Source organism: Streptomyces purpurascens (assembly GCF_045040895.1).
GTDB lineage: Bacteria > Actinomycetota > Actinomycetes > Streptomycetales > Streptomycetaceae > Streptomyces > Streptomyces purpurascens.
This window is the reverse complement of the sequence record NZ_CP108341.1, coordinates 7,694,123-7,704,818: the sequence shown is the minus strand read 5'-3', so window position 1 is coordinate 7,704,818 and position 10,696 is coordinate 7,694,123. Positions and strand designations below refer to the sequence as shown.

Annotated in this window: 10 protein-coding genes; 2 read left to right on the top strand and 8 right to left on the bottom strand. The window is 72.6% G+C overall.

The genetic code is table 11. The features are described 5' to 3' along the window. Window positions 1-16 precede the first annotated feature (16 nt). On the top strand, window positions 17-979 hold the full coding sequence (locus OHU35_RS35035) for an LLM class F420-dependent oxidoreductase (protein ID WP_189726228.1): 963 nt from the start codon (window positions 17-19) through the stop codon (window positions 977-979). 66 nt (window positions 980-1,045) lie between these two features. Here the strand turns inward: OHU35_RS35035 and OHU35_RS35030 are convergent, their stop codons facing one another. Then, complete coding sequence (locus tag OHU35_RS35030; RefSeq protein ID WP_189726229.1) at window positions 1,046-1,519, bottom strand: phage holin family protein; 474 nt, start codon at window positions 1,517-1,519, stop codon at window positions 1,046-1,048. 48 nt (window positions 1,520-1,567) lie between these two features. Here OHU35_RS35030 and OHU35_RS35025 point away from each other — a divergent pair, with 48 nt between their 5' ends. Then, entirely contained in the window at window positions 1,568-1,915 is a 348-nt protein-coding gene (locus OHU35_RS35025; RefSeq protein WP_359889228.1) for a VOC family protein, read from the top strand. Between the two features lie 18 nt (window positions 1,916-1,933). Here OHU35_RS35025 and OHU35_RS35020 read toward each other — a convergent pair whose 3' ends face one another. The 7 genes from OHU35_RS35020 to OHU35_RS34990 all read right to left on the bottom strand — a co-directional run bounded on the left by OHU35_RS35020 (window position 1,934) and on the right by OHU35_RS34990 (window position 10,659). Beyond that, window positions 1,934-2,512, bottom strand: a complete 579-nt coding sequence (locus OHU35_RS35020) for a GNAT family N-acetyltransferase (protein ID WP_189726231.1) — start codon at window positions 2,510-2,512, stop codon at window positions 1,934-1,936. 25 nt (window positions 2,513-2,537) lie between these two features. Beyond that, the gene (locus tag OHU35_RS35015) at window positions 2,538-4,319 is read right to left on the bottom strand and encodes a CocE/NonD family hydrolase (protein ID WP_405508149.1); all 1,782 of its coding nucleotides are present in this window, start codon (window positions 4,317-4,319) and stop codon (window positions 2,538-2,540) included. 133 nt (window positions 4,320-4,452) lie between these two features. Beyond that, window positions 4,453-5,385, bottom strand: a complete 933-nt coding sequence (locus OHU35_RS35010; protein WP_189726233.1) for an LD-carboxypeptidase — start codon at window positions 5,383-5,385, stop codon at window positions 4,453-4,455. Continuing rightward, entirely contained in the window at window positions 5,382-7,346 is a 1,965-nt protein-coding gene (locus tag OHU35_RS35005) for a S9 family peptidase (RefSeq protein ID WP_405508147.1), read from the bottom strand. Before OHU35_RS35005 ends, OHU35_RS35010 begins: the two co-directional genes overlap by 4 nt. A gap of 4 nt (window positions 7,347-7,350) precedes the next feature. Beyond that, complete coding sequence (locus tag OHU35_RS35000) at window positions 7,351-8,664, bottom strand: M20/M25/M40 family metallo-hydrolase (RefSeq protein WP_189726235.1); 1,314 nt, start codon at window positions 8,662-8,664, stop codon at window positions 7,351-7,353. Then, window positions 8,657-9,490 carry a M55 family metallopeptidase gene (locus OHU35_RS34995; RefSeq protein ID WP_189726236.1) on the bottom strand — a complete coding sequence of 278 codons (834 nt, stop codon included), beginning with the start codon at window positions 9,488-9,490 and terminating at the stop codon, window positions 8,657-8,659. Before OHU35_RS34995 ends, OHU35_RS35000 begins: the two co-directional genes overlap by 8 nt. A gap of 71 nt (window positions 9,491-9,561) precedes the next feature. Next, a complete protein-coding gene (locus OHU35_RS34990) occupies window positions 9,562-10,659 on the bottom strand; it encodes an SGNH/GDSL hydrolase family protein (protein ID WP_405508145.1) in 1,098 nt (365 codons plus the stop codon). Window positions 10,660-10,696: the final 37 nt, after the last annotated feature.

The window sequence follows — 10,696 nt, the reverse complement described above, 5'->3', positions numbered from 1 at the left end:
GCGGAGGCACTCCCCCATGCCCGAGTACGGTTATTTCCTCTCGTGCGAGCAGTACGGACCCGCCGAGCTGATCGAGCAGGCGCGGATGGCCGAGCAGGCCGGATTCCAGGCGCTGTGGATCTCGGACCACTACCACCCGTGGAACGACGAGCAGGGCCAGAGCCCGTTCGTCTGGTCGGTGATCGGCGCGCTGTCCGAGGCGGTGTCCCTGCCGATCGAGACGGCGGTGACCTGTCCGACCGTGCGGATGCACCCGGCGGTGGTGGCGCAGGCCGCGGCGACCAGCGCGGTGATGACGGGCAACCGCTTCCGGCTCGGCGTCGGCTCCGGCGAAGCGCTCAACGAGCACATCCTGGGTGACCACTGGCCGCCGGCCCATGTCCGTCTGGACATGCTGGAGGAGGCCATCCAGGTGATGCGCCGGCTGTTCACGGGCGAGGAGGTGAACCACCACGGGCCGCACTACACGGTGGAGAACGCCCGCCTGTACACGGTGCCGGACGAGCCCGTCCCGATCGACATCTCCGGCTTCGGCCCGGCGGCGACCCAGCTGGCGTCCCGCGTCGGCGACGGCTACATCACCGTCGCGCCGGACGAGGCGATGGTGGAGCAGTACCGCAAGGGCGGAGGCGGCGGAAAACTGGTCAGCGGCGGCACCAAGGTCTGCTACGACACGGACAAGGACGAGGCCGTGCGGACCGTCCACCGGCTCTGGGCGAACGAGCAGCTGCCGGGGGAGCTGGGCCAGGTGCTGCCCTCCCCGAAACACTTCGAGCAGGCGCAGCGACTGGTCACCGAGGACATGGTGCGCGAGAACCGGGTGTGCGGGGACGACGTGGACGACCACGTGGCCGAGCTGCAGCGGTTCTCCGACGCGGGCTTCGACCGCGTCTACGTCAATCAGATCGGCCCCGACCTGCGGGGTTTCTTCGACTTCTACCGCACGAAGGTGCTGCCGCAGCTCCAGCAGAGCCTCTGACGCTTCGCCGGACTTCAACACCCGGTCGTTCGAGCGGGTGTTGAAGTCCGGCGGAGCGCACCCGCGTCACCCCTTGGGGCGGGGTACGTCCGGGGCGTCCGTCGGCCGCGGGGGCACCGTGCCCGGGGCGGGCCCGGCGGGCGGGGCCGGCGGCACGGGCGGATACGGCAGACCATCGGCCGCGGCGGCGGCCCGGCCCGCGTCATCCTGGCCCGGGACCGCACCGGCCCCGTGCCCGGAACCCGGGCGGTCCGGCCGGGCCATGCCGCGCAGCACATAGGCCGCGGCGCCCAGGATCGCGGCGGTGATCAGCGCCGCCGCCCAGTCGGGCAGGCCGAGGGCGAGGGCCAGTCCCACGGCGAGTGCGAGGGCCGCGCCCGCGTACAGGGCGAGGGCGCCGGACGCGGCGTACAGCGTGGCCCTGCGGCGCTGCTTGCGTGTCTGCTCGCGCAGTTCGTCCCGTACGGTCTCACGCGCCACCTGTGCCAGCTCGTCAACCAGATGTTTGTCCAGATGCTCCAGGTGATCCATCGGCTTCATACCCGGCCGGGTACCCTCGCCCCCTGGCGCGTAACTAGGCTCGTCCTCATGGAGATTCTGGGTGCCACACTGCGCGTCTGCGTCGACGACCTCGAGACCGCGATCCCCTTCTACGAGCGGCTGGCGGGCGGTGACGCCCAGCGCTTCGAACGGGGCGGTGTCGAGGTGGCGGCGATCGGCTGCTTCCTGCTGATGAGCGGTCCCCCGGCCGAACTGGAGGTGCTGCGCAAGGTTTCCGCGACGATCGCCGTCAAGGACGTCGACGACACCCACCGGGTGCTCACCGAACTGGGCGCCCACATCGTCGCGGGCCCCATCGCGTCGCCGGCCGGCCGCAATCTGATCGCGCTGCACCCGGACGGGTCGATCTACGAGTACGTGGACCGCAACGCGTGATCTCCGCCGGGGCCGGGCTCAGCGCCGCCCCGGCCCCGTGACCATCTCGGCGGTGATCGCCCAGCGTTCGTGGTCGCGCCAGGCCCCGTCCACGAAGAGCATCTTCGGCGAGAAGCCTTCCAGGCGGAACCCGCAGCCGCGGGCCAGGGCGATCGACGCGGCGTTCGCGGGCTGGACGTTGATCTCCAGCCGGTGCAGCCGCATCGGGCCGAACGCGTACCGCACGACGAGGTCCAGCCCCTCGCGCATCAGCCCCCGCCCGGCGGCGTGCGCGAAGGCGCCGTAGCCCAGCGCCCCGGACTGGAAGCCGCCGTCGACGATGTTGTTGATGTTGATGAACCCGGCGATGGCCCCGTCGCCCTTCTCGCGGACGTCACCCTTCTCGCAGACGAGGAAGCCGGCCTTGGACGGGTCCTCGATCAGCCGGCCGGCGTACGCGGTGTAGGCCTGGGCGCTCTCGGGCGGGAAGAGCCAGGGGTGGTGCAGGTCCTTGCTCTCCCGGGCCCGGGCGGTGAACTCGGCGCCGTCCCCGTAGGTGAAGTGGCGTATGCCCACCCGGGGGCCTTCGGCGAGGTAGCGGGATGCGTTGTGGGGCACCCCGCCACAGTAGCCGGGCCTCCCGTCAGGAGCCCGCGACCGGCAGCCGGAGCACCCCGGTGTTCCGCGGCCCGCTGACCACGGTCACCGGTTTGATCCCCCGGTTGCCGAAGTACGCGTCGTCGCTCGCCGCGATCACGAACCGCAGCCGGTGCCCCTTCTCGTAGCGGTGCACGATCCCGGGCAGCGTGACGGTGAAGCTCTTGGTCACGTCCGGTACCCGGACCGGCGCGACCAGGCGGCGCACCAGGGTGCGGGTGCCGTCGGGGGCGACGTCGTAGAGCTTGGCGAACAGGACGAGCTTGTCGGCCGCGTCGCCGGAGTTCTGGGTGCGCTCGGCCTTCGGGGAGTGCACCTTGAGCGTGGCCCGGGGCGCGCCCACGACATCGAGGGGGCGTGACAGCGGCGTGCTGGTCCAGTCGAGGTAGGTGCCCTCGGTGTCGTGCGGTGGTGTGTCGGGCAGCCCGATGAGGCCGGCCAGCGAGCTCTCCGAATGGCTCGTGGGGATCGCCCAGTTGGTGTAACCGCGGCTGCCCCGGGCCACCTTGTTGCGGTTGTCGACGAGCTTGCCGTCGCCGGAGAGATACAGCGTGCGGCTCGGTACGGGGAGGTCGTCGGCGGTGGCGTAGGCGCGGTCCGGGTCGGTGATCCAGTCCCGGTGATAGGCGAACGCCGGTCCCGTGTCGGCCTGCGTCCGGCCGCGCAGATGGCGGTCGAACCAGGCGAGGACGCGCCGGCCGACGTAGCTGGTCTCCAGGTTGCCCTTCGACAGATCGAGTTCACCGGCGGCCGGGCCGGTGAGCCCGCCGCTGTGGCCCCAGGACTGCCAGATCATCTTCACGGGGGTGCCCTGGGCACGGAGCGTCCGGTACGTCGCCGTCGCCTCGTTGAGGTTGAAGAGGGTGTCGGCCTGCCCCTGGACCAGCAGCGTGGGGGTCTTCACGCGGTGGAGGTACGACGCCGGGGAGACGCTGCGGGCGAAGGCGAGCAGCTCGGCGGTCCGGTCGGCGGGGTAGCCGCCGGAGTTGAGCGTGTGGATGGTCCGGCAGGCGTTGGTGACGAAGTGCAGACAGGAGAGGCGGTTGATGCGGGACGGGTCGAGGCTGGGCTGGAGCAGGGGCTGGCCCTCGCCGATGAGGTAGAAGCCGTTGGTCCACTGCCATTTGAAGGCGCCCGGGACGCCCGTGCCGCCGGTGGCGTTGTTGGGGTCCAGCGCGTACGCCAGGTCGTTCCAGGTGATCATGGGGACGAGCGCGTCGAGGCGGTGGTCGACGGCGGCCGTCGCCAGCTGGACGGCGCCGCCGTAGGAGCCGCCGATCATGCCGACCCGTGGGTCGCCGGGCCGGTCGAGGGTGACGAAGTCGGCGGTGGTGCCGTCGTCGGCGGCGCGTTTGCCGCCCAGGAAGTCGACCAGCTGCGCGGTGGCGGCCCCGTCGATGGCCGGGTCGTCGAGGGAGATGAGACAGCCGCTGCGGCCGAATCCGAGCCCGGAGTAGATGAGGGAGACGTAGCCGCGCTGGGCGAAGGCCTTGCCGATGGAGTCCGTCGAACCGTCCGACTTGCTGCCGCCGAAGCCGTTCGTGCCGAGCACGGCGGGCGCCCGGTGGTCCCGGTCCACCCCCGCCGGGCGGTACAGGTCGGCGTCGACCGTGCAGGGCCGGCCGCCCGCCCGGACGGTGAACTTGAGCGGGGTGACGGTGTAGGAATCCGCCGCGGCGGCGGGCGGAGTGAGGGCGAGGGGGGCGGCCAGGGCGGCGCCCAGAGCGAGAGCGAGCGGCGCGCGGGATCTGGGCACGCGTCGGGACACACGGACCTCCACGGTGGGGACAACCCGAATACCGACCAGTAGGTACTTGGTCGGTAGTCATCGTGTGACACGTGTCAGGGAGCGTCAATCACCGAAACGAGGGTTTCTTGACAGGATTTCAGTAACGGCATGTTCAGCTCAGGGCCGGTTCGCCGAAGGTCAACGTGCCCGTCCCGGCGTCCAGTTCGGCCACCAGCCCCAAGGGCATCGTCAGCGCGCCCTCCCCGTGCCCGAACCCGAACTCCTCCACGACCGGGACACCGAGTCCGCCGAGCCGGTCGGCGAAGACCGCGCGCAGGTCCTCGTACGGGCCGCAGGTCGCCCAGGACCCGAGCACGACCCCGGCGACCCCGTCCAGCCAGCCGGTGCGCAGGAGTTGGGTCAGGTACCGGTCCAGGCGGTACGGGCTCTCGCCGACGTCCTCGATCAGCAGCAGACCGCCCCGGGCCGCCGCGTGGGCGTGCGGGGTGCCCAGATCGCTCGCGAGCAGGCTCAGACAGCCGCCCAGCGTGACGCCCCGGGCCCGTCCGGGCACCAGCGCCCCGCCGCCCGGGGGCACGGCCCTGACGGTCCGCACCGACTCCGGCTCGAAGAGGGTCGCCCGCAGATGCTCCTGGGCCCGGGCGTTCTTGAGGAAGTCGACGCCGGCGACCGCGGGGCCGTACAGGGTGACCAGTCCGAGGCGGTTGGCGAAGGCCTGGTGCAGGACGGTGATGTCACTGAACCCGGCGAACACCTTCGGGCCCGCCGCCCGCATCGCCGCCCAGTCGAGCAGGTCGACCATGCGCTGCGCCCCGTACCCGCCCCGGGCGCACAGCACCGCGGCGACGGACGGGTCGCACCAGGCGTCCCGCAGATCGGCGGCTCGCTCGGCGTCCGTGCCGGCCAGGTAGTCCAACGCGCGGTGCCGGCCGAGCACATGGGGCGCCACCACGGGGTCGAGGTCCCAGCCGCGCAGGATGTCGAGCCCGGCCTGGAGCCGCTCCTCGGGCACGGGCCCGCTCGGCGCGACGACGGCGACACGGGCGCCGGGGGCGAGCCGGGGCGGTCGCAGAAGCTGGTTCACGTGCTGAGCTCCAGAGTCGGGATGTCACGCGGATCGAGTCGGAACACCTGTGCGTACAAGGAGAGTTCGGCCTCCAGGGCGCGCACCATGGTCTCCGCCCGCCGGAACCCGTGCCCCTCCCCCTCGAAGGCGAGATAGGCGTGCGGCACCCGCCGGCCCTCCAGCCGGGCCAGGAACCGCTCGCACTGGACGGGCGGGCAGATCGGGTCGTCCAGGCCCTGGAGCAGCAGGAACGGCACGCCGAGGCGGTCGGCGTGGGTGGCGGGCGAGCGCTCCGCGTAGCGCGCGGGCACCTCGGCGAGCGGCCCGATCAGGCTCTCCAGGTACTGCGACTCGAAGTCGTGGGTCTCCCCCGTGCCCCAGCCGGTGAGGTCCAGGATGGGGTACTTGATCGTGCCGCAGGCGTAGACATCGGTCGTGGTGAGCGAGGCGGCCGCGGTCCAGCCGCCCGCGCTGCCGCCCCGGACGGCGAGCCGGCCGCGGTCGGCGGTGCCCTCGTCGGCGAGGGCCAGGGCGACGGCGGCGCAGTCCTCGACGTCCACCACGCCCCACTGCTCGCGCAGCCGCTCGCGGTACGGGCGGCCGTAGCCGGTGGAGCCGCCGTAGTTCACCTCGGCGACGCCGATGCCGCGCGAGGTGAAGTAGGCGATCTCCAGGTCGAGCACGAGGGGTGCGTGGCCGGTGGGCCCGCCGTGCGCCCAGACGACGTACGGCGGCAGCTCGTCGCCGGGCGCGACGCAGCCGGGGTGGTGCGGCGGGTAGATGTGGGCGTGGATGTCGCGTCCGTCCGGGCCGGTGAAGGTGCGGATCTGCGGCTCGGGGTAGTACGCGGGGTCCACGGCGTCGTCGTGCTCGGCGCCGATGACGCGGGCCCGGCCGGTGCAGGTGTTCAGCTCGACGACCTCGTAGGCGCTGCGCGGGCTGGCCCCGACGGCGACGGCCCGCTCGCCGTGCGCGGCGAGGGTGGGCGCGAACTCGGTCCAGGGCCCGGCCGCGTCGACGACCTCGCCGGTCTCGGGATCCAGGATGCCCAGGGCGGTGGCGCCCCGGCCGTGCACGATGGCGATCAGCCCGCTGTCGAGCGGCGCGAACCATCGCATGCCGAGCTTCCACAGCGCCCCGCCGAACTCCTCCTCGCGCGGGCACAGGGGCCTCCCGTCGAGGTAGAGGTTCCACCAGCCGCTGCGGTCGCTCGCGTGCAGGAGGCGGCCGTCGTGGGTCCAGTCGGCCTGGGCGATGGACTCGCCGGGCCCGCCGGCCACGGTCCGGGCGTCGTGCAGGGTGCCGTCGGGGCCGACGTCGGCGAGGATCAGTTCGGTACCGTCCCACGGCATGCGCGGATGGTCCCAGGCCAGCCAGGCCGCCCGCAGCCCGTCGGGGGAGAGCTTCGCGCCCGTCACGAACCGGTGCCGGGCGTCGGTGAGTTCGCGTACGGCGTCCCGGTCCTGGGCGGCGGAGCCGTCGAGCGGGACCGCGGCCAGGACGCGGCGCACATCGGTGGGTCCGTCGCCGGTGAACTCCTCCAGCACGCACCACACCTCGCCCCGCTCGGGCCGCGGCAGCGGCTCCGCCCAGCGCAGGCCCGCGCCCACGGGAGACACCGGCGTGAGCGGGCGAGGCTCTCCGCCGGGCTCACAGCGGTACAGCCGCTGGTCGGCGAAGTTCACGAACACCACCAGCGGGCCGTCGTCGCCCGCGCGTGCGGCCCACGGGTGGCCGCCGTACTCGATGACCCGGCTGCGCACGTTCCACGGCGCCGGCAGCAGCGACTCCTCCGTGCCGTCGGCGTGCCGCCGCACCAGGGTGCGCCGGCCGCCCTCGGCGGGGCGGGGCTCGGTCCACCACACCTCGTCGCCGACGAAGCCCACGTACTCCGGGTGCCCGTCGTGCGCGGCGGCCAGGGCCGCGTCGATGGGCGAGGGCCACGCCCCGTACGCCAGCGTCCGCACGCTCTCCCCCACTCCCCTAGGCCGTCCGCAGGAACCGGTCGAGTACCCGCACACCGAAGTGCAGCGCCTCGACCGGGACCCGCTCGTCGACCCCGTGGAACATGGCCCCGTAGTCGTAGCCCTCCGGCAGCTTCAGCGGTGTGAAGCCGTAGCCGGTGATGCCGAGGCGCGAGAACTGCTTGGCGTCCGTGCCCCCTGACATGCAGTACGGCACGACGTGTCCCTCCGGGGCGAACTCCTCGACGGCGGCCCGCATCCGGGCGAACGTCGCCGAGTCCACCGGCGACTCCAGGGCGACCTCGCGGTGGTGGAACTCCCACTCGACGTCCGGTCCGGTGAGCCGGTCGAGGGTCTCGCGGAACTCGTCCTCGCCGCCGGGCAGATACCGGCCGTCCACCTGTGCCACGGCCTCCCCGGGGATCACGTTGACCTTGTAACCCGCGTTCAGCATCGTCGGGTTGGCGCTGTTGCGTACGGTCGACTCGACGAGCTTCGCGGCGGGGCCCAGCTTGTCGAGCAGCGCGTCGATGTCCGTGAGGTCGCTGTCGATGCCGTAGAGCGCGGCGAGTTCGGTGAGCGCCGCGCGCACGGTCGCGGTCGGCCGCAGGGGCCATTCGTGCTCGCCGATCCGGGTGATCGCGGCCGACAGGCGGGTCACCGCGTTGTCCCGGTTCACCTTGGAGCCGTGCCCGGCGCGTCCGCGCGCGGTGAGCTTCAGCCAGGCGGTTCCGCGTTCCCCGGCCGCGATCGGGTAGATCTGCCGCCCGTTGCCGTCGTGGAAGGTGAAGGCGCCCGACTCGCTGATGCCCTCGGTGCAGCCCTCGAACAGGGCGGCGTGTGCGTCGGCGAGGAACCCGGAGCCGTCCTCGGCGCTGGCCTCCTCGTCCGCGGTGAACGCGATGACGATGTCCCGCCGGGGCCGTACGCCCTGCCGGGCCCAGGCGCGCAGCACGGCGAGGATCATCGCGTCCATGTTCTTCATGTCGACGGCGCCGCGCCCCCAGACGACCCCGTCGCGGACCTCCCCGGAGAACGGGTGCACGCTCCAGTCGGCCGCCTCGGCGGGTACGACGTCCAGATGGCCGTGGAGCAGCAGCGCGCCGGCTCCGGGGTCGGTGCCCCCGACGCGGGCGACGACATTGGTCCGGCCCTTGGTGCGCTCCAGGAGCGTCGGCTCGATCCCGGCCTCGGCGAGCCGCGCGGCGGCGTACTCGGCGGCGGGCCGCTCCTGGCAGTCGCCGCCGCCCCGGTTGGTGGTGTCGATCCGGATCAGGTCGGACGTGAACGTCACGACCTCGTCCAGCGCCCGCCCGTCCACCTGCTCAGCCATACTGCTCCTCCACCGCGGCCGAGACGATCGTGGTGACCGCCTTGAAGGCGCGGATGCCCTCGTACATGGTCTCGCTCGTGCAGGCCACCTTCCGCTCCCCGATCCGGTCCACACCCGGCACGACGGTGGCGGCCATCGCCAGATGCTCCGCGTCGAACTCGACGGCGACGGTGAACGGGCCGCCGTGCACGGGTTCGTGACGCACCGCCAGTGCGGCGGCCTCCTTGGCCGCCGCGCGGATGTCGGCGGCGGTCCGGGCAGGGGTGCGGCACACGGCCGCGTACCGCGACACATGGTCCTTCACCGCGACCTTCAGCGCCTCGGGCGCGTACCCGAGGGCGTCCTCGCAGGCGACGTCGTCCCCGGTGACCAGCACGACCGGCACCCCGAACTCGGCGACGACACGGGCGTTGAGCAGCCCCTCGCTCGCCCGTACGTCGTTCAGCCACACGCCCGTGATCTGGTTCGCGAGGTAGGTGTGGGCGAGGACGCCCTCCATGCCGGCGCCCGCGTGGTAGCCGACGAACGCGATGCCGTCGACGTCGCCGTGCTGCACGCCCTCCACCATGGACAGCGCCTTGTGCCGGCCGGTGAGCAGCTGGGCCCGTTCGTCCAGCTGCTCCAGCAGCAGATTGCGCATCGTCGCGTGCGCCTCGTTGATGATCACCTCGTCGGCGCCGCCGTCGTGGAAGCCGAGCACGGCGGCGTTGACGTCCGAGGTGAACAGCGAACGGCAGCGCTCCCACTGCGCGGCGCCCGGCACCACGTCGTCCGGCCAGGTGACCCCGGTGGCGCCCTCCATGTCGGCGCTGATGAGGATTCTCATGACGACCCGTCCCGGATGGAGATCTTCATGGTTCGTCACGTTACGCGCTGCGGGCAGAACCGGCTACGACGTCACCAGCGGATCGGCAGGTCGCCGAGGAAAGAGGTGAGCCGGTCGGCGAGGAGCCGGTGGTCCTGGGCCGAGTAGTGCCAGTGGCAGCCGGTGTGGTCCAGGCCCGTGTCGTCGAGCCGCCAGTAGCGGACCCGGCGGTCGCCGGCGCCGGTGTGCTCCTGGACCACCTGCTCGACATGTCCGGCGAACGGCCCCGCACCGACGGCCAGCAGGGTGGTCCCGGGCCCGTAGCGCGTCCGCAGCTTCTGGAGGAAGCCGCTGTAGGCGCTCCGGTACGCGGCGGCGAGGCTCTCGTCCGTCCAGGGCTCGCCCGGGTTGATCGGGGTCGAGAAGTCGTTGGTGCCGAGGTGGACCACCACGAGCCGCGGCCGCCAGGTGCCCGGGTTCTGCCAGACGTCGCCCGGCACGTTCAGCAGCGCGCGGTCGTAGAAGGTGCGGTAGTTCTCCTCCGGCGAGCCTCCGTTGTAGTTGCGCACTATGCCCCGGCCCGAGTACGCGTTGATCTGGTAGTCGGCGCGCAGCCGCCGGGCGGTGAGGGCGGCATAGCTCACGTCGGCGTTGGTGGTGCGGGCGACCTGCTCGCCGGTGCAGTCGCGGGAGGCCGAGAGGTTGCCGTAGCCCGCCGTGAGGGAGTCGCCGACGAACTCGATCTGGCGGCTGCGGGCGGTCGGCCGGGCCAGCACGGCACCGCCCGGCGCGGCGACGAAGCCGCCGAACGCGCTGGTGCTCCACGGGGTGTCGTTGCGTTTGACGAGCCGTACGGTGTGCACTCCCTTGCCCAGGCCGTCGACCCAGTGGGTGGTCCTGCCCGGTGTGACGAGGGTCGCCACCGTCGCTCCGTCGACCTGGACGTCGTAGTCGGCGGCCGGGTCGTCGAGCACGATGCCGACGCCGGTGCCCCTGATCCGGCCCTCGAAGTACACGCCCGGCCAGCTGTACCGGAGCACGTCCCCGCCGTCCTCGACCCGCCCGGCGGTGTGCACGCTCGCCGCCACCGATTTCTTGTCCGGTGCGGCGGTGGTGGCCACGGCGGACGTGCCGAGCAACACCGTCGACGCGGCCGACGCGACCAGCATCCGTAACCAGGGCAACGTCATGACTGTCCTCCGGAGGACGAGACAGGTGCACGGACCG

Bases quoted from the DNA above. Each gene is read 5' to 3' on its own strand.
- OHU35_RS35035 (WP_189726228.1), top strand. From the start codon at position 17: ATGCCCGAGTACGGTTATTTCCTCTCGTGCGAGCAGTACGGACCCGCC.
- OHU35_RS35030 (WP_189726229.1), bottom strand. From the start codon at position 1,519: ATGAAGCCGATGGATCACCTGGAGCATCTGGACAAACATCTGGTTGAC.
- OHU35_RS35025 (WP_359889228.1), top strand. From the start codon at position 1,568: ATGGAGATTCTGGGTGCCACACTGCGCGTCTGCGTCGACGACCTCGAG.
- OHU35_RS35000 (WP_189726235.1), bottom strand. From the start codon at position 8,664: ATGGCTGAGCAGGTGGACGGGCGGGCGCTGGACGAGGTCGTGACGTTC.
- OHU35_RS34995 (WP_189726236.1), bottom strand. From the start codon at position 9,490: ATGAGAATCCTCATCAGCGCCGACATGGAGGGCGCCACCGGGGTCACC.
- OHU35_RS34990 (WP_405508145.1), bottom strand. From the start codon at position 10,659: ATGACGTTGCCCTGGTTACGGATGCTGGTCGCGTCGGCCGCGTCGACG.